Source organism: Janthinobacterium sp. JF4, from assembly GCF_059617925.1.
Window position 1 is genome coordinate 1 of the sequence record NZ_JCAQAV010000026.1, and the last position, 19,249, is coordinate 19,249.

General features: G+C 60.9%; 15 protein-coding genes and 1 pseudogene. 11 read left to right on the forward strand and 5 right to left on the reverse strand.

The window, feature by feature from the left end; all coding sequences use genetic code 11:
- Window positions 1-118 precede the first annotated feature (118 nt).
- From AC54AF_RS18215 to AC54AF_RS18235, 5 genes are all read right to left on the reverse strand, one after another.
- Window positions 119-1,372 (reverse strand): DUF2863 family protein, encoded by a 1,254-nt coding sequence (locus AC54AF_RS18215; protein WP_496637667.1) that lies wholly within the window; start codon window positions 1,370-1,372, stop codon window positions 119-121.
- A 213-nt stretch (window positions 1,373-1,585) separates the two neighbouring features.
- Window positions 1,586-4,306, reverse strand: coding sequence for an aconitate hydratase AcnA (acnA, locus tag AC54AF_RS18220; RefSeq protein WP_496637668.1), 2,721 nt, complete (start codon window positions 4,304-4,306; stop codon window positions 1,586-1,588).
- Window positions 4,307-4,394: 88 nt separating this feature from the next.
- Window positions 4,395-4,952, reverse strand: coding sequence for a hypothetical protein (locus tag AC54AF_RS18225; RefSeq protein ID WP_496637669.1), 558 nt, complete (start codon window positions 4,950-4,952; stop codon window positions 4,395-4,397).
- 13 nt (window positions 4,953-4,965) lie between these two features.
- Entirely contained in the window at window positions 4,966-5,964 is a 999-nt protein-coding gene (locus tag AC54AF_RS18230; RefSeq protein WP_496637670.1) for an HpcH/HpaI aldolase/citrate lyase family protein, read from the reverse strand.
- A gap of 127 nt (window positions 5,965-6,091) precedes the next feature.
- Window positions 6,092-7,081 (reverse strand): malate dehydrogenase, encoded by a 990-nt coding sequence (locus tag AC54AF_RS18235; protein ID WP_034752084.1) that lies wholly within the window; start codon window positions 7,079-7,081, stop codon window positions 6,092-6,094.
- A gap of 304 nt (window positions 7,082-7,385) precedes the next feature.
- Here AC54AF_RS18235 and AC54AF_RS18240 point away from each other — a divergent pair, with 304 nt between their 5' ends.
- From AC54AF_RS18240 to AC54AF_RS18290, 11 genes and pseudogenes are all read left to right on the forward strand, one after another.
- The gene (locus AC54AF_RS18240) at window positions 7,386-8,273 is read left to right on the forward strand and encodes a GntR family transcriptional regulator (protein ID WP_496637671.1); all 888 of its coding nucleotides are present in this window, start codon (window positions 7,386-7,388) and stop codon (window positions 8,271-8,273) included.
- Window positions 8,274-8,579: 306 nt separating this feature from the next.
- The gene (gene sdhC / locus AC54AF_RS18245) at window positions 8,580-9,002 is read left to right on the forward strand and encodes a succinate dehydrogenase, cytochrome b556 subunit (RefSeq protein ID WP_076566920.1); all 423 of its coding nucleotides are present in this window, start codon (window positions 8,580-8,582) and stop codon (window positions 9,000-9,002) included.
- Window positions 9,003-9,004: 2 nt separating this feature from the next.
- A complete protein-coding gene (gene sdhD / locus AC54AF_RS18250) occupies window positions 9,005-9,370 on the forward strand; it encodes a succinate dehydrogenase, hydrophobic membrane anchor protein (protein ID WP_034752078.1) in 366 nt (121 codons plus the stop codon).
- Between the two features lie 2 nt (window positions 9,371-9,372).
- The gene (gene sdhA, locus AC54AF_RS18255) at window positions 9,373-11,154 is read left to right on the forward strand and encodes a succinate dehydrogenase flavoprotein subunit (protein WP_131688204.1); all 1,782 of its coding nucleotides are present in this window, start codon (window positions 9,373-9,375) and stop codon (window positions 11,152-11,154) included.
- 9 nt (window positions 11,155-11,163) lie between these two features.
- The gene (locus tag AC54AF_RS18260; RefSeq protein WP_034752075.1) at window positions 11,164-11,874 is read left to right on the forward strand and encodes a succinate dehydrogenase iron-sulfur subunit; all 711 of its coding nucleotides are present in this window, start codon (window positions 11,164-11,166) and stop codon (window positions 11,872-11,874) included.
- A 117-nt stretch (window positions 11,875-11,991) separates the two neighbouring features.
- On the forward strand, window positions 11,992-12,273 hold the full coding sequence (locus tag AC54AF_RS18265) for an FAD assembly factor SdhE (RefSeq protein WP_034752073.1): 282 nt from the start codon (window positions 11,992-11,994) through the stop codon (window positions 12,271-12,273).
- Between the two features lie 122 nt (window positions 12,274-12,395).
- Window positions 12,396-13,697, forward strand: coding sequence for a citrate synthase (gene gltA, locus AC54AF_RS18270; protein ID WP_131688203.1), 1,302 nt, complete (start codon window positions 12,396-12,398; stop codon window positions 13,695-13,697).
- A gap of 98 nt (window positions 13,698-13,795) precedes the next feature.
- Window positions 13,796-14,137 (forward strand): winged helix-turn-helix transcriptional regulator, encoded by a 342-nt coding sequence (locus tag AC54AF_RS18275; protein WP_496637672.1) that lies wholly within the window; start codon window positions 13,796-13,798, stop codon window positions 14,135-14,137.
- A 215-nt stretch (window positions 14,138-14,352) separates the two neighbouring features.
- Window positions 14,353-14,894: pseudogene (locus tag AC54AF_RS18280) on the forward strand (NAD(P)H-dependent oxidoreductase).
- A gap of 255 nt (window positions 14,895-15,149) precedes the next feature.
- Window positions 15,150-16,124 (forward strand): LysR family transcriptional regulator, encoded by a 975-nt coding sequence (locus tag AC54AF_RS18285; RefSeq protein ID WP_496637673.1) that lies wholly within the window; start codon window positions 15,150-15,152, stop codon window positions 16,122-16,124.
- A 257-nt stretch (window positions 16,125-16,381) separates the two neighbouring features.
- The gene (locus AC54AF_RS18290; protein WP_131688199.1) at window positions 16,382-19,234 is read left to right on the forward strand and encodes a 2-oxoglutarate dehydrogenase E1 component; all 2,853 of its coding nucleotides are present in this window, start codon (window positions 16,382-16,384) and stop codon (window positions 19,232-19,234) included.
- Window positions 19,235-19,249 lie beyond the last annotated feature (15 nt).

Here is a 19,249-nt window from a genome sequence, read left to right on the forward strand (position 1 = left end):
AAAAATATTTGATCCGACCTTGCACGCCGCTTGACGGGGATAACAGTATCTACAGCCCGTACCGGCATCGTAGGTCGGATTGGCCGGTACGGCGTAATCCGACAACACCGTTACAGCATCAGTGGAAATGCTCTGTACCTTGTGGGGTATCTTCCGGCATTTCCGCATGCGCCAGCTCGCCGACCGGGTCGGCAAACAGGGGCGCGCCGCAATCGTCGCAGTATTCACCGACAAAGCGTTCCGCGTGGCGCTTGATCTGCGTCACGCCGGCGGCGTTCAGGTGCTCGATGATTTCATCGACGGGCGTCTTTTGCTTGTCCAGCGCGGCGATGCCGACCTGGATCAGGCCTTCGATCGGCGTGCCATCCTCGTCTTCCTGGCCGTACAGGGGCCAGACGATGCCGTAGATGACGTCCGGCGCCTGGCGCAGGGTGAAGGCGATGCGGTATTCGTCCACCTGGCCATCGGCCGCTTCTTCGCCGAAACCGGCGATAACGGCGCGCAGTTCCGATGGCTCGATGGCCAGGGTGTGCGTCAGGTAGTGCACGGCGGCGCGCACGGAGACGGGGCGTATCAGCTTGTCCGCTTCGCGGCAGGCCACGTAATACGCTTCCGGCAGCAGCAATTCCAGGCCGCAGCCGGGCAGCAGGCGGGCGATGGTCGGCGTCGCCTGCTCGCGCCATTGTTCCAGGGCGGCACTGCGCTCGGCGATGAAGTCGAGCTGGCTAGCTGGCGTCTGCCAGCGGAACAGCGGTGCGCCAGCAGGGGCAACCACGGCCACCAGCAGGTAGCGCGTGTCGGCCAGGAAGGGCGCCGTTTCCGCCTCCTTGCTCGAAGGTTTGACGGCCGTGCCTTTCAGGGCGGCCAGTGCCAGCTTCTGCGTCTTGGCATACGTCTCGACATGGCTGCGCGGCAGCTGGTCGATCGAGTACAGGGTCGGCGCCATGGCCATCTTCGTGCCATCGGCCAGCAGGTGGGCGGCGAAATGCGCCGACAGCACGCTGTGAGCGTCACCGGCCATGGCGCCGGAGGCGATGGAAAAGCGCGTCCACGCGAGGATGGGCACGGCGACCAGCAGGGCGTCGTAGCGCACGTCTTCATGCGTGACGATGGTCGATTCGCTGACGGCTTCAACGCAGTCCATCAGCACGTCGTAGGCGTTCAAGTCTTCCTTGAACAGGCTGCCCAGGGTGTTGTCGATGGTGTCCTGGTGGCCGGTTTTGAGTAATTTCTGGAGCTGCGTATCCAGGCTGTGTTCCCAGGACCGCTCTTCGAGACGGCTGGCTGCCTGTACGATCGCCTGGGCAAAGGTGACCAGGCGCTGGCTGTCGGCAGTCAGTTTATGGGATGAATCTTTGGAAGGACGACGCATAGCGGGATAAGAGTCTCGGAAAGTGAAAAAAATGGATCAGTCAAACAATGATAAACCCTTATAACCGTATTGTAGAGGATTCAGCCGCACGCAATACGTAAGCTCTCCTAAGATCATGCCAATAGTCGAAATTTCAAGTCGGAACGGGGTGCAGGGACGAAAAAAAGCGCCGGTCGGAACCGGCGCTTTCATCTTGCATCACAGCTGGGCTGATTACTCGGCCAGCAGTTGACGCAGCACGAATGGCAGGATGCCGCCATGCTTGTAGTAATCGACTTCGATCGGCGTATCGATGCGCAGCAGCACTTTCACGTCGACGCTGGTGCCGTCGGCGCGGTGGATCACCAGGGTGGCCAGTTGCTGTGGCTTGATTTCGCCTTCGAGGCCTTTCAGGTCGAAGGTTTCATTGCCGGTGATGCCCAGGGTTTGCACGCTGTCGTCGCCGATGAATTGCAGCGGCAACACGCCCATGCCCACCAGGTTCGAGCGGTGGATACGCTCGAACGAACGGGTGATCACGGCTTTCACGCCCAGCAGTTGCGTACCTTTGGCTGCCCAGTCGCGCGACGAGCCCGTACCGTACTCTTCGCCGCCGAAGACCATGGTTGGCGTGCCTTCAGCAACATATTTCATCGCTGCGTCGTAGATCGACATTTCTTCGCCGGAAGGCTGGTGGATCGTGATGCCGCCTTCGACCGCCGAACCGTCTGCCTTGGCAGGGATCATGCGGTTCTTGATACGCACGTTGGCAAACGTGCCGCGCATCATGATTTCATGGTTGCCGCGACGCGAGCCGTAGGAGTTGAAGTCCGCTTTCAGGACGCCGTTTTCCTTCAGCCATTTGCCTGCAGGACCGTTTTCCTGGATCGAGCCGGCTGGCGAGATGTGGTCGGTGGTGATGGAATCGCCGAACACGCCCAGTGCGCGCGCGCCTTCGATGCCGGTGGCCACTGCCGCTGGCGTCATCGAGAAATTGTCGAAGAACGGTGGTTCAGCGATGTAGGTCGATTTCGGCCAGTTGTAGACTTGACCGGAGACGGTCGTGACTTTTTCCCACAGCTTGCCTGGCGCGCCCTTGACGTCGGCGTAGTTGTCCTTGAACACCTTGGCGTTCATGGCGAACTTCATCATGGCCGACACTTCAGCCGAGGTCGGCCAGATGTCGCCCAGGTAGATATCCTTGCCGCCCTTGCCCTTGCCGACAGGTTCCGTCATCAGGTCGCGCGTCATGTTGCCGGCGATGGCGTAGGCGACGACCAGCGGTGGCGAAGCGAGGAAGTTCGAGCGGATGTTCGGGTGAATACGCGCTTCGAAGTTGCGGTTGCCCGACAGTACGGCCGACGCGACGATGTCGTGCGTGGCAATGGCGGCGTTCAGCTCAGGCGTCAGGTCGCCGGCATTGCCGATACAGGTGGTGCAGCCGTAGGCGGTCACGCCGAAGCCCAGTTTTTCCAGGTACGGCAGCAGGCCGGCAGCCGTCAGGTACTCGGTCACGACGCGCGAGCCGGGGGCCAGCGAGGTCTTGATGTGCGGCGCGACTTTCAGGCCGGCTTCCACGGCTTTCTTGGCCAGCAGGCCGGCAGCCAGCATCACGCTCGGGTTCGAGGTGTTGGTGCACGAGGTGATCGCGGCGATCAGCACGTCGCCGTTCGACACTTTCACGCCGTTCGTCGTTTCATACACGGCAGCCAGGTCGGCTGGATTCTTGTTGAAGCCGTTTTCCGTGGTTGGCTTGGCGAACAGTTCGGCGAAGTTCGCCTTGACGTTGCCGATTTCGATACGGTCTTGCGGGCGTTTCGGGCCGGCCAGCGAAGGAGCGACCGTCGCCAGGTTCAGTTCCACCACGCGGGTGTAGTCGATGTCGCCGGCTTTTGGAATGCCGTACAGGTTTTGCGCCTTGAAGTAGCCTTCGAACGCGGCGATTTCAGCCTTGCTGCGGCCGGTGCCCTTGAAGTAATCGATGGTCGCGTCGTCGACCGGGAAGAAGCCCATGGTCGCGCCGTATTCCGGTGCCATGTTGGCGATCGTCGCGCGGTCGGTCAGGGTCAAGGACTCGGTGCCTTCGCCGAAGAATTCGACGAACTTGCCGACGACTTTTTCTTTGCGCAGCAGTTCGGTGATGGTCAGTACCAGATCGGTGGCGGTGCAGCCTTCGCGCAGTGCGCCCGACAGGTTCACGCCGATGACGTCCGGCGTCAGGAAGTAGACCGGCTGGCCCAGCATGCCCGCTTCCGCCTCGATGCCGCCCACGCCCCAGCCGACCACGCCGATGCCGTTGATCATGGTGGTGTGCGAGTCGGTGCCGACCAGGGTGTCAGGGTAGTACACGTCGCCGGCTTTCTTGCCTGCGTGGTGCACGCCGCGCGCCAGGTATTCCAGGTTGACCTGGTGGACGATGCCGAAGCCTGGTGGCACGACGCCGAAGGTGTCGAATGCCTGCATGCCCCATTTCATGAACTGGTAGCGCTCGTTGTTGCGCGAGAATTCCAGTTTCATGTTCAGGTCCAGCGCTTTCTTTTCGCGGTAGTGATCGATGGTCACCGAGTGGTCGACCACCAGGTCGACCGGCACCAGCGGTTCGATCTTCTTGGCGTTGATGCCCATCTTGGCGGCCACGTTGCGCATGGCGGCCAGGTCGGCCAGCAATGGCACGCCGGTGAAGTCTTGCAGCACGACGCGCGCCACTACGAACGGGATCTCGTCGGTGCGCTCGGCGGTCGGGCCCCAGCTCGCCAATTGCTTGACGTGTTCTTCGGTGACTTTTTTGCCGTCGCAGTTGCGCAATACCGATTCGAGCACGATGCGAATCGACACCGGCAGGCGGGAGACATTGATGCCCAGGCTTTTTTCCAGCGCAGGCAGGGAGTACAGCTTGCCCTTCTTGCTATCCGAAATATTAAAGTCCTTGAGCGTGTTCAGAGTGTTGCGGGACATGACCTCTCCTTGTTGGGTATCGTCTATTTATTGATTATTCAAATTACAAAACATGACTGAGCCCCCGAAGAGGCCCTTGCTGCGCACATCAGCCGCCGGTCGCCGGCAGCACGCCCAGCGATGGCGCGGCTTCCACCACTGCCGCCGGCTTGGCTTGCTCCGCATCCTTGCATTCATTGGCCAGCTGGCGGCCCTGCTTGGAATCGAGCAGCATGCCTTTGGCCGGGATGCCGATCCAGACGAGACCATATAACCGGTTCTCGAAGCGGTTGGCGCCGGTGGTGGTGCCAACGCGGCTCAGGCGGTGCAGGCGCTTCTTCCAGCGCAGGGCGATGTGTTTGTCGTCAGTCGCATTGGTGTAGATGGTAATTTTATTACCAAGTTCACAATTGAAATCGGTGGAGGCCGAGCCAGCGGTGTCCGGCTCATCGGCTTCTTCCTTGTCGACCACCGACATGGCGAGCGGATGCGCTTCCTTGGCGGCCGCCTTGCTGGCCTTGGCTTTCGGCTTGGCCTTGACTGCCTTGACTGCCTTGGCTTTTGCCGGCTCCTTGGCATCCGTGGCGGCGAAGCTGGCTGGCGCCAGCGTGAGGGTCATGGCGCCCAGCGCGACGCTGCAGGCAATTGCTAATTTGGAGAGGGACATCGTGTCATTCCTGTCAGTTTTCAGTGGTGCTGGAAGAGGGGGCGTTAAGTAATGCAGCGGCCGCCTCGGGCAGGCCGAGGCCTGCCAGTTTGGCGCGTTGCAAAACGGTCCAATAATATCGGTAGCTGGCGCGGTCGTGCAAGCGGCCATTTTGCGCAATCGGTCCCCAGTTGGCGCGCAGCGCTTCATTGAGGATGTTGCTGGCCTCGTTGACTTCCGACAGGCGTGGCGTGAAGGCCTTGATGATGGGCTTGATCTGGTCCGGGTGGATGCTCCACATGCGCGTGTAGCCGAACTCGGCTGTCGCGCGCTGGGCGTCGTTCGCCACCACGGCCGAATCGCGCACGTCCGTCGTCACGTTATGCGACGGCACCTTGCCGTGCGCGTGGCAGGCGGCCGCCACTTCGAGCTTGGCGCGCACCACCAGCGGGTGCGTGAACTGGCCAGGCGTGCGCATGGCGGCGGCGGGGATGGCGCCGTAGTGGGCCGAGACGAAATCCATGATGCCGAAGGACAGGCATTCGACCTGGGGCAGGGCGGCGATGGCGTAGGCGTCGCGCAGCGCGCCGTGCGTCTCGATCAGGATGTGCACGGGCAGGTTGTCGCGGCCGGCGCGGCGCGCGTGCAGGTTGATCAGGTCGATGGCCAGCATGGCGTCCTGCACGCCGCCCACCTTGGGCACGGCGATGTAGGCCAGGCGGGACGCGGCGCCGCAGATGATTTCCACGTCGCGCGCGAAGAACGGGCTGTCGACGTCGTGCACGCGCACGCCGATGCGGTTGAACTGGTTCTCGTCGCTGGCCAGCAGGCCGGCGATCATGTGCGCGTGCGCTTCTTCATTGCCGGCGCTGGCGCCGTCTTCGCAGTCGAACGTGATGTCGAACAGGGGCCCAAGCTCTTGTTGCAAAGCAATCGATTTACGCATCAGCTTTTCAGAGCCGGCGTAGTGGTCGCAAGCGGCGAGCAACAGCGGCTGGCGTTTGCCTTGGAATAAAACCTCGGAAGGGTGCATGCTTAAGGCATTTCTGCAGGTAAAAACTACGTGATAAACAGTCGGGCCGCGCAGGCCGCGCCGCGAATCCCGCGGGGCGGCCTGCTTGGCGGGCGGCGCAGTGTGCGCCGCGCCGCCAGAACTGGACTTAGGCCAGCAGGTGTTTCACGCCTTCGCGCTCTTCGGTCAGTTCTTTCAGGGTCAGGTTGATGCGCTCTTGCGAGAATGCATCGATTTCCAGACCTTGAACGATGGTGTACTCACCGTTGTCGGTGGTGACCGGGAAGCCGAACACGGTGCCTTCAGGGATGCCATACGAGCCATCGGAAGGCACGCCCATGGTGGTCCATTTGCCGGCGGTGCCCAGCATCCAGTCATGGATGTGGTCGATGGCGGCGTTCGCTGCCGACGCTGCCGACGACAGGCCGCGCGCTTCGATGATCGCTGCGCCGCGCTTGCCGACGGTTGGCAGGAACACGTTGGCGTTCCATTCCTGGTCGTTGATCAGGTCTTTCACAGCCTTGCCGTTGACGGTGGCGAAGCGGTAGTCGGCGTACATCGTTGGCGAGTGGTTGCCCCACACGGTCAGCTTTTCGATGTCTTTCACGGCGGTGCCGGTCTTGGCAGCGACTTGCGACAGCGCGCGGTTGTGGTCCAGGCGCAGCATGGCGGTGAAGTTTTTCGCCGGCAGCGACGGCGCCGATTTCATGGCGATGTAGGCGTTGGTGTTGGCAGGGTTGCCGACCACCAGCACTTTGACATTGCGCGAAGCGACGGCGTCGAGCGCCTTGCCTTGCACCGTGAAGATCTGGGCGTTCGCTTCCAGCAGGTCCTTGCGTTCCATGCCTGGGCCGCGTGGACGCGCGCCAACCAATACGGCCACGTCGACGTCCTTGAAGGCGGTCAGCGGATCGGAGTGGGCGGTCATTTCCGTCAGCAGCGGGAAGGCGCAGTCGTCGATTTCCATCATCACGCCCTTGAGCGCCTTCTGGGCTTTTTCGTCCGGGATTTCAAGCAGTTGCAAGATGACAGGCTGGTCTTTGCCGAGCATGTCGCCATTGGCGATGCGGAACAACAGGGCGTAGCCGATCTGGCCGGCGGCGCCGGTCACTGCAACACGCATTGGGGTTTTAGCCATGATGAATCTCCAAAGTGGGAAAGAAAACGGGCTTGAAGCTGGGCTTACGCTTATCCGGAAAAACTATAATGATACCAAAACCGGCCCGCGCCACCGAATTGCTGGTGTACGCCGCCGTCACGCTCGTGCTGCACGAGGCCAGAGTGGCTGGCCGACAACATAAAACGCTGGCTCACAAGTTTTATCGAGGGCAGTTTAGGCCCCGGATCTGTATCTGTCAATCATATCTTATGTCTTATATAAGACAGATAACTACGAGTCTTTTACTGGACGCGGGCAGTGATTTGTGTTGAAATGTCGGACTATGAATTCCGCCTCGTCCAATCTGACCAACAATGCCACTGCTGCAAGCGGGGCGGTCAGTCCGACCGCGGGCACCCCGGCCACGCCCGCCGCCGCAGCGGCAGGCACTGCCGCCACCCCTGTTGCCAGCGTCAATACCACTACTGTCGTGGCCGCGCCTGCCGCGGCTGCATCGCCTACCTTCAGCCCCCTGTACCAGCAGATCAAGGCGCTCATCACGCAGAGCCTGCAATCGGGCGAATGGAAGCCGGGCGAACTGATTCCCAGCGAAGTCGAGCTGGCAGGGCGCTTCAAGGTCAGCCAGGGCACGGTGCGCAAGGCCATCGATGAGCTGGCGGCCGAAAATCTCGTCATGCGCCGCCAGGGCAAGGGCACCTTCGTGTCCACCCACCATGAGGCGCGCGCGCATTTCCGCTTCCTGCGCCTGGTGCCGGACGAAGGCGTGCCGCATTACCCTGAAAGCAAGTTTATCGAAGTCAAGCGCGTGCGCGCGCCGGCCGACGTGGCGCGCCTGATGGATCTGAAGTCCGGCGACGCCGTCATCTTCATCAAGCGCGTGCAGTATTTCGACGGCGTGCCGACCATCGTCGAAGAGCTGTGGCTGCCCGGCCTGATCTTCAAGGGCCTGACGGCCGAGCGCCTGGTGGAATACAAGGGCCCCATGTATGGCCTGTTCGAAACGGAATTCGGCACGCGCATGATACGCGCGTCCGAGCAGATCCGCGCCGTGTGCGCCGACGCGGGCGCCGCGCAATTGTTAAATATCGACCTCGGCACGCCCTTGCTCAGTTCCGAGCGCGTGTCATTTACCTACGGCGACAAACCGGTCGAACTGCGCCGGGGCTTGTACCTGACCAGTCGCCATCATTATCAGAATGAACTCAGCTGAAGCGGCGGGGCGCCCGCGGGCGTCCGGACAAGCAGCAAGGCTGAAGTGCATCGCTTGCAGGATGTCTGCCGCAAGGCGGGCAACGGAGACAGCGGAAAGCGCAGCGACAGCATGGCCTGCCCCGGCGGGCCGTGTTTTGCCGGCGATTCTGTAATTAAATTACGTGAACTACGGAAAGTAGCGCGGTATTTTGTAGTAAAAAACCATTTTGGTTATATGTAACAATAGATATTGGTATGGGTTGCGAAAATCGGCGAAAATCGCGGCTTCAATATTTAGTTGAAATTCAAAGGGGAGGTTTTTGTTATGTCTGAAGCCGTAAGAGAAGTACCAAAAAAAGAACGGCCGCAATTCCGTAACATTCATGTTACCGAATTGTCGAACTACCGCATGGCTGTCGGCGCCATCGTCTCGATCCTGCATCGCATCAGCGGTTTCATCATTTTCGCCTTGCTGCCATGCATACTGTACATGCTGGAACTGAGCCTGCGTTCCGAAATGTCCTACGCCTACTTCCAGGGCATCGCCTCGCACTGGTTCGTCAAGCTGATCACCCTGGCTCTGGTCTGGGCTTTCCTGCACCACTTCTGTGCCGGTATCCGCCACCTGTTCATGGATGTGCACGTTGCTATCGAAAAAGATTCGGCACGCAAGACCGCGTCGTCCGTGCTGGTCGTGAGCCTGGTGTTGACGGCCCTGGTCGCTTTGAAACTGTTTGGAGTATTTTAAACATGGCAGACAATAATATCGGACCGAAACGCCTCGTCGTCGGTGCCCATTACGGCTTGCGCGATTGGCTGGCGCAACGCGTTACCGCCATCGTCATGGTGGCCTATGTGGCCATCCTGCTTATTTCTTTCCTGACCGGCAGCAACTTCAGCTATGAAGGCTGGGCTGGTCTGTTCGCACAGCAGTGGTTTAAATTGTTCAGCCTGGTGACCTTCGTCGCCCTGTTCTACCACGCATGGGTCGGCGTACGCGACATCTGGATGGACTACGTGAAAAGCGCTGGCCTCCGTCTGACCCTGCAAATTGCCACCATGCTGTGGTTGATCGCTTGTGCCGGCTGGACGGTACAGATACTCTGGAGTGTGTAATCGTGGCAGCATATAAATCCGCAATCCCTACCCGCCGCTTTGATGCGGTAATCGTTGGCGCCGGCGGTTCCGGCATGCGCGCGTCGTTGCAGCTGGCTGAAGCCGGCCTGAACGTCGCTGTCCTGTCGAAAGTTTTCCCGACCCGCTCGCACACCGTGGCGGCGCAGGGCGGTATCGGCGCGTCGCTCGGCAACATGGCCGAAGACAACTGGTTCTGGCACATGTTCGACACCGTCAAGGGTGGCGACTATCTGGGTGACCAGGATGCCATCGAGTTCATGTGCCGCGAAGCACCGAAGGTCGTGTACGAGCTGGAACACTTCGGCATGCCATTCGACCGCAACCCTGACGGCACCATCTATCAGCGTCCTTTCGGCGGCCACACGGCCCACTTCGGCGAAAAGCCGGTGCAGCGCGCTTGCGCGGCAGCCGACCGTACCGGTCACGCCCTGCTGCATACCCTGTACCAGCGCAACGTCCGTGCGCGCACGCATTTCTTCGTCGAATGGATGGCACTCGACCTGATCCGTGACGCCGAAGGCGACGTGATCGGTGTTGTCGCGCTGGAAATGGAAACCGGCGAATGCATGATTCTGGAAGCAAAAACGACGGTCATGGCAACGGGTGGCGCAGGCCGCATCTTCGCCGCGTCGACCAACGCCTTCATCAACACCGGTGATGGCATGGGCATGGCGGCACGCGCCGGCCTGCCGCTGCAAGACATGGAATTCTGGCAGTTCCACCCGACCGGCGTGGCCGGCGCGGGCGTATTGATCACCGAAGGCGTGCGCGGCGAAGGCGGCATCCTGATCAATAGCGAAGGCGAACGCTTCATGGAGCGCTATGCGCCGACCCTGAAGGATCTGGCGCCGCGCGACTTCGTCTCGCGTTCGATGGACCAGGAAATCAAGGAAGGCCGCGGCTGCGGTCCGAACAAGGATCACGTGATGCTGGACCTGCGCCATATCGGCGCCGACACCATCGCCAAGCGCCTGCCGTCGATCCTGGAAATCGGCCACAAGTTCGCCAACGTCGACGCCACCAAGGAACCGATTCCTGTCGTGCCGACGATTCACTACCAGATGGGCGGCATTCCGACGAACATCCACGGCCAGGTCGTCACCCCGACCGGTCCGGATAATTCGGCGAAAGTCGTCAACGGCCTGTACGCGATCGGCGAATGCGCCTGCGTGTCCGTGCACGGCGCCAACCGCCTGGGCACGAACTCGCTGCTCGACCTGGTGGTCTTCGGCCGCGCGGCCGGCAACCACATCGTCAACAGCGGCCTGAAAGCCAAGGAAAACAAGCCTTTGCCAGCCGATGCCGCCGATTTTGCCATGGGCCGCCTGGCGCGCCTGGAAAACTCGACCGGCACGGAAACCGTGCAGGGCGTGGCGAACGACATCCGCGCAACGATGCAGAAGTACTGCGGCGTGTTCCGTACCGACGAGATGCTGAACAAGGGCGTCGAAGAAATCATGAAGCTCGACGAGCGCCGCAAGCACGTCGCCTTCAAGGACAAATCGATGGTCTTCAACACGGCCCGCGTGGAAGCGCTGGAGCTGGACAACCTGATCGAAACGGCGAAAGCGACCATCGTTTCGGCAGCAGCCCGCAAGGAATCGCGCGGCGCCCACGCCCAGGACGACCATCCGCAACGTGACGACGACAACTGGATGAAGCACACTCTGTGGTATTCGGAAGGCAACCGACTGGAATACAAGCCAGTCGTGACCAAGCCGCTGACGGTTGATACCTTCAAACCGAAACCACGTACTTTCTAAGGCTATACCATGGCACGCACTCTTAAATTCAAAATCTACCGCTACGATCCTGACCAGGATGCCAAGCCGTACATGCAAGACCTGACGGTCGAACTGAAAGACACCGACAAGATGCTGCTCGACGCGCTGCAGCGCATCAAGGCGGACGTCGATGACTCGCTGGCCCTGCGCCGCTCGTGCCGCGAAGGCGTGTGCGGTTCGGACGCGATGAACATCAACGGCAAGAACGGCCTGGCATGCACCACCAACCTGAACGAACTCTCCGAGCCTATCGTGCTGCGTCCGTTGCCAGGTTTGCCAGTCATCCGCGACCTGATCGTCGACATGACGCAGTTTTTCAAGCAGTACGATTCGATCAAGCCTTTCCTGATCAACGATTCGATCCCGCCTGAAAAAGAGCGCCTGCAATCGCCGGAACAGCGCGAAGAACTCGATGGCCTGTACGAGTGCATCCTGTGCGCCTGCTGCTCCACGTCGTGCCCGTCGTTCTGGTGGAATCCGGACAAGTTCGTCGGCCCGGCCGGCCTGCTGCAAGCCTACCGCTTCATCGCCGATTCGCGCGACGAAGCGACCGGTGCGCGTCTGGACAACCTGGAAGACCCGTACCGCCTGTTCCGCTGCCATTCGATCATGAACTGCGTCGACGTCTGCCCGAAAGGGTTGAACCCGAACAAGGCGATCGGCAAGATCAAGGAATTGATGGTCCGCCGCGCGATCTGATCCTCCTGATCGCGTCCGCCGGGCGCCGTTTGCGGAAAGAGGGTACCCTCTCTTGCCTGCAGGCGGCGCCTGCAAAGCAGCAGCGTGCCGCAAGGCACACGTAAAGTGGTAAACCAAATGACAGAATCAATTTTGTCCTCGCATCAGGCCGACCCGGCCAACCGCGCCCGCCTGCGCTGGCGTTCACGCCGTGGCCTGCTGGAAAACGACATTATCCTGACCCGTTTTCTCGATGCGTATGAAACCGAATTGACCGATGAAGAAGTTGACGCGCTGACGCGTTTGCTGGATTTATCGGACAATGCGTTAATGGATCTGGTACTGGCCCGTAAAGAGCCGGAAGGCGAAGTCGATCTGCCGCATGTGCGCGCACTGCTGCAACGACTGCGCATTGCCTAGACGCCTGGGCGATATATTGCAAACGGTGCGAGTGGCGCGCTGTAGCACTGCCGAATTGCGGTGCGAATTGCAGCCAGAATTTTTGATTTTAATTTCGACTCACTCCCGAGAAGGAAGAGCCCATGAATATCTCTGACACAAAAGCTACCCTGTCGTTCTCCGATGGCAGCCCATCGCTTGAATTTCCAATCTACAAAGGCACGGTTGGCCCGGACGTCATCGACATCCGCAAACTGTACGCCGGTAGCGGCAAGTTCACCTACGACCCAGGCTTTATGTCGACGGCCGCCTGCAACTCGTCGATCACCTACATCGACGGCGACAAGGGCGAGCTGCTGTACCGTGGTTACCCGATCGAGCAGTTGGCCGTCAACGCCGACTTCATGGAATCGTGCTACCTGCTGCTGAATGGCGAACTGCCGAACGCGGCGCAAAAAGCCAAGTTCGTCGACACCGTCACCAAGCACACGATGGTGCACGAACAGATGCAATTCTTCTTCCGTGGCTTCCGCCGCGACGCGCATCCGATGTCGGTCCTGGTGGGCACCGTCGGCGCGCTGGCATCGTTCTACCACGACTCGCTGGACATCAACGACCCGCATCACCGCGAAGTGTCGGCCATCCGCCTGATCGCCAAGATGCCAACCCTGGTCGCCATGACCTACAAGTACTCGGTCGGCCAGCCGTTCGTGTACCCACGCAACGATCTGTCGTACAGCGCCAACTTCATGCACATGATGTTCGCCAACCCGTGCGAAGAGTACAAGGTCAACGACGTGCTGGTGCGCGCCCTGGACCGCATCCTGATCCTGCACGCCGACCACGAGCAGAACGCATCGACATCGACCGTCCGCCTGGCCGGTTCGTCGGGCGCCAACCCGTTCGCCTGTATCGCTGCCGGTATCGCCTGCCTGTGGGGCCCTGCCCACGGCGGCGCCAACGAAGCGGCACTCAACATGCTGAAAGAAATCGGCACCGTCGAGAACATCCCAGCCTTCATCGCGCAAGTCAAGGACAAGAACTCCGGCGTCAAGCTGATGGGCTTTGGCCACCGCGTGTACAAGAACTTCGATCCACGCGCCAAGCTGATGCGTGAGACCTGCTACGAAGTGCTGCAAGAACTGGGTCTGCAAGACGACCCGCTGTTCAAGCTGGCGATGGAACTGGAAAAGATTGCACTGAACGACGAGTACTTCGTGTCGCGCAAACTGTACCCGAACGTCGACTTCTACTCGGGCATCGTGCAATCGGCGCTGGGCATCCCTGTGTCGCTGTTCACCGGTATCTTCGCTATGGCCCGTACGATCGGCTGGATCGCCCAGTGGAACGAAATGATCGCCGACCCAGAGCAAAAAATCGGCCGTCCGCGCCAACTGTTCGTCGGTTCGACCACGCGTGAAGTACTGCCACTGGACAAGCGTTAATCCAGAGCGGTACCGAGCAAACAAAAAACGGGCTTCGGCCCGTTTTTTTACGCCATGCTGTTATGCTCGGAGCCTGGTTCAACAGGAAGCACAACGCGATGAATGAAGAAACCTGCGCCCCCGGCGGCGTGGCCCTGGGCGATACGGCATTTGGCTATACCTTGTCGCTGATCGGCGGCAAGTACAAGATGCTGATCCTGTATGCGCTGGCGGAAAACACCGTGCTGCGGCATAACGAACTCAAGCGCCATCTCGGTGGCATCGCCTTCAAGACCCTCAGCGTCGTGCTGAAGGAACTGGAGGCTGATGGGCTGATCGTGCGCAAGGAGTATCCGCAAGTGCCGCCCAAGGTGGAATATTCGCTCTCCGGCAGGGGCGCCTCGCTGATCCCCGTGCTGCACACCCTGTGCGAGTGGGGCGAACGGCACCAGCCAGGCTGATACGGATGCGCATGGTAAAGGGGCTTTCTGTGGCCAAGTAGCTTACTTTTCATATGGTATGAGCAGTCAATGTGCGTACTTGTGAAAAGTGCTCACGATGGCTATGCTGTTTCTGCCTCTGGGAGCGCGGCCGCGCGTCACGGGGCAGGGTATCGGCTTGCCTGTTTTTCTGTGCATGCGGGCCGGTGCATCCATCCCATACTCAGGAAAGCAGCATGAAGAAAACCCTTGTGATCGTCTTCCATCCCTCCATCGCCACTTCGGTGGCCAACAAGCGCTGGCTGCAGGAACTGGCGCAGTATCCTGACCGTTACACCATTCATGATGTGCAACAGGTTTATCCTGACGGGAACATCGATGTGGCGCGCGAACAGGCGCTGGTGGAGGCGCACGCCAATGTGGTGTTGCAGTTCCCCGTGTACTGGTTCAACTGCCCGCCCTTGCGAAGCGCTGGCTGGACGAGGTGCTTGCATATGGCTGGGCTTACGGCACGGGCGGCGACGCCTTCCGGGGGAGAAAAGTGGCGCTGGCCGTCACGGCAGGCATCCGCGAGGAAGACTTCACGCCGCAAGGCAAGTGGAACGTCACCCTGGCGCAGTTGCTGGCGCCGTTCGATGTCACCCTGGCGTATATCGGCGCCGACAACCGCCGCTTCTTTGCCTTCTATGGCGCGGAAGACGGGCCGAAGGAAACGGGTTATGCCGAGCGGCTGGCGCGCAGCGCGCAAGAGTACGAGCGCTTCCTGGCTGCCCTGTAAGCCGAGCTGTGTCGGCGCTTGCCGCTGGCGCCGATGGTGTGCGCTAACTGCGCCGTATCGCCCCGCAGGAACCGGGGTGTTGATACGGGTGGCGTGCGGCCCGCTACCTCCAGACGGAAGGTTTCCAGGGTGCGGGAGGAGAGGACGGCGCGTGCAAGCATATTGTTGGATGCTTTCGTCGCATATAACCGTTTCGACCAGGCGCGAGAAATAGGGTAGATTGCAATAATCGAACGCATCAATGGAGAGTCGCAGATGGACCGCATCGCCGCCGCACAAGTCTTCGTCGCCATCGCCGAGCGCGGCAGCATGGTGGCCGCCAGCGAGGCGCTCGACATGTCGCGCGCCATGGTGACGCGCTACCTGGCCGAGATGGAGCAGTGGGCGGGGGCGCGCCTGTTGCATCGCACCACGCGCCGGCTGAGCCTGACGGATGCGGGTGAGGCCACCCTGGCGCGCTGCCGGCAGATGCTGGAAGTGGCCGGCGCCATGGCCTTCGCTTCGCCCGAGGGTCTCGACACGCCACATGGCTTGCTGCGCATCACCTGTTCGCAATCGCTGGCGCAGACGGCGCTCGCTGGCGCAGTAACCGCTTACCTGCGGCGCTACCCGCGCGCCGCCGTCGACTTGCAGATGGAGAACCGCGCCGTCAACCTGGTGGAGCAGCGCATCGACCTGGCGATCCGCATCACCAACGCGCTCGAGCCCAACCTGATCGCGCGCCAGCTGGCCAGCTGCGCATCCGTGGTGTGCGCTGCACCATCGTATCTGGCGGCGCACGGCACGCCGCGCCGGGCGGAAGACCTGGCCCTGCACAATTGTCTGACCTATACGTATTTCGGCAAGAGCCTGTGGCAATTCACGCACGAAGGGGAAGCGCTCACTGTCCCCGTCAGCGGCCGTCTGTCGGCGAATGAATCGCTGGTCCTGCTGGTGGCCACGGTGGCGGGGGCGGGCATCGCCATGCAGCCGCGCTTTTCGGCCGCGCCGCTGATCGCCAGCGGGCAACTGGTGGAGCTGCTGCCTGAATACGTGCCGCAGGACATGGGCATCTATGGCGTCTACACCTCGCGCCAGCACATGTCGCCCCTGCTGCGCACGATGCTCGACTTCCTGGTGGAGTGGTTTGCCGGCGATGCCGACTGGCTGGCAGCCATCGCCGCGCCGGCGTTGCCGGGCAGGCCAGTTGCGCGCAAGCGGCACGCCGGCAGGGCCGCCGATGTGTTGTAAGCATAACAGTGACAGGCTTGCAAGCCCGGGAAAATCAACAACACAGCTTACATTTGCTTGCCAAATAAAATTCAACTTGCAGTTGTTGCGTTACAATACCGCGTGCTATTCTAAATGACGGTATGCAGAATGCTGGTGCAATAAAAAAGCCCTTCCCCACAACTTGATGTGCAATCCGCTAACCGGTCAGGCCGTGTCGCGGAAGGTTAGATTAACCCGCTAATTCCTCGCGAAGCGCGAAGAAAGGTGAGCAATATATGCAGCAATTAACGACCAACTCCTACCTGTTTGGTGGGAATGCTCCGTACGTGGAAGACCTGTACGAAGCGTATCTGAACAATCCAGGCTCGGTACCCGATAACTGGCGTTCCTACTTCGACGCGATGCAGCATGTGCCTGCCGTCGATGGCACCAACAAGCCTGACGTGGCGCATGCCTCCGTCGTCGCCTCGTTCGCCGAGCGCGCAAAAGCTGGTCCGATCCGCACCGTGACCGCTTCCTTCGATGCAGAAATGGGCCGCAAGCGCGTCGCCGCCACGCAGCTGATCGCCGCTTACCGCTACCTCGGTTCGCACTGGGCCAATCTGGATCCGCTGCAACGCCAGGAACGTCCGATGATCCCTGAGCTCGAGCCGAGCTTCTACGGTTTCAGCGACGCGGACATGGACACCGTGTTCAACATCAGCAATACCTATTTTGGCCCCGAGACCGCCACCCTGCGCGATCTGCTCAACTATCTGCGCGATACCTACACGCGTTCGATCGGCGCCGAATTCATGTACATCTCCGACCCGGCTGAAAAGCGCTGGCTGCAAGAGAAACTGGAATCGATCCGCTCCACCCCGAATTTCACCCCAGAGAAAAAAATCCACATCCTCGACCGCCTGACCGCGGCTGAAGGCCTGGAACGCTATCTGCACACCCGTTACGTGGGCCAGAAGCGCTTCTCCCTGGAAGGCGGCGAAACCTTCATCGCCTCGATGGATGAAACCATCCAGCGCGCCGGCGAAAAAGGCGTGCAGGAAATCGTCATCGGCATGGCCCACCGCGGCCGCCTGAACGTGCTGGTCAACACCCTGGGCAAGGCGCCGCAGGAACTGTTCGAAGAATTCGAAGGCAAGCATGGCGACGACCTGCCTGCCGGCGACGTGAAGTACCATCAAGGCTTCTCGTCGGACATCTCCACTGCGGGCGGCCCGGTTCACCTGTCGCTGGCGTTCAACCCGTCGCACCTGGAAATCGTCAACCCTGTGGTCGAAGGTTCCGTCAAGGCCCGCATGGACCGCCGCGGCGACGCGCAGGGCGCGCAAGTGCTGCCTATCCTGGTGCACGGCGATGCCGCTTTCGCCGGCCAGGGCGTGGTCATGGAAACGCTGAATCTGGCGCAGACCCGTGGTTACCATACCGGCGGCACGGTGCATATCGTGATCAACAACCAGATCGGTTTCACCACCTCGGATCCGCGCGATGCCCGCTCGACCCTGTACTGCTCGGACGTCGTCAAGATGATCGAAGCACCGGTCCTGCACATCAATGCCGATGATCCTGAAGCCGTGGTGCTGGCGACGCAGATCGCGCTCGACTACCGCATGGAATTCAAGAAGGACATCGTCCTCGACATCATCTGCTATCGCAAGCTTGGCCACAACGAGCAGGATACGCCGGCACTGACGCAGCCACTGATGTACAAGAAGATCGGCCAGCATCCAGGCACCCGCAAGCTGTACGCGGACAAGCTGGTAGCGCAAGGCGTGATCCCTGCCGATGGCGGCGACAAGATGGTGGCCGCTTTCCGCGACGCCATGGACGCCGGCAAGCACACCGTCGATCCGGTCATCTCGAACTTCAAGAACAAGTACGCCGTCGACTGGCTGCCGTTCCTGAACAAGAAATGGACCGATTCGGCCGACACGGCCGTGCCGATGACGGAACTGAAACGCCTGGCCACCCGCATCACCAGCGTGCCGGAAGACTTCAAGGTCCACTCGCTGGTGGAAAAAGTACTGGGCGACCGCGGCACCATGGGCCGTGGCGAAATGAACCTGGACTGGGGCATGGGCGAACACCTGGCCTACGCATCGCTAGTATCGTCCGGCTACGCCATCCGCCTGACGGGCCAGGATGCCGGCCGCGGCACCTTCGTGCACCGCCACGCCGTGTTGCATGACCAAAACCGCGAGCGCTGGGATGCAGGTACCTACATTCCGCTGCAAAACGTCTCGGACAACCAGGCGCCGTTCACCGTCATCGACTCGGTGCTGTCCGAAGAAGCCGTACTGGCCTTCGAATACGGCTACTCGACCGCTGAACCGAACACGCTGACGATCTGGGAAGCCCAGTTCGGCGACTTCGCCAACGGCGCGCAAGTGGTGATCGACCAATTCATCAGCTCCGGCGAAGTGAAGTGGGGCCGCGCTTCGGGCCTGGTCATGATGCTGCCGCACGGTTACGAAGGCCAGGGCCCTGAGCACTCGTCCGCGCGCCCCGAGCGTTTCCTGCAGCTGTGCGCAGACAACAATATGCAAGTGGTGCAGCCGACGACGGCTTCGCAGATCTTCCATTTGCTGCGCCGCCAGATGGTGCGCCAGTTCCGCAAGCCGCTGGTCATCCTGACGCCGAAGTCGCTGTTGCGCAACAAGGATGCCGGTTCGCCGCTGACCGACCTGGCCAAGGGCGGTTTCCAGACCGTCATCGGCGAAGTCGACGACAAAATCGACGCCAAGAAAGTCAAGCGCGTGGTCGCCTGCTCGGGCAAGGTCTACTACGACCTGGTCAACGCACGCAAGACCCGTGGCCAGACCGACACGGCCATCGTGCGCCTGGAACAGCTGTATCCGTTCCCGCACAAGTCGTTCGCTGCTGAACTGAAGAAGTTCCCGAACCTGGTCGAAGTCGTCTGGGCGCAGGACGAGCCGCAAAACCAGGGCGCCTGGTTCCAGATCCAGCACAACATCTTCGAAGGCCTGGAGTCGGGTCAGCGTCTGGCTTACGCCGGCCGTCCTGCTTCGGCGTCGCCTGCTGTCGGTTACTATGACAAGCACTACGCCCAGCAAAAAGATCTGCTGGAAACGGCATTCTCGAAGCTGAAGGGTTTTATCCTGACCAAGTAAGTGGCGGGATGTGGG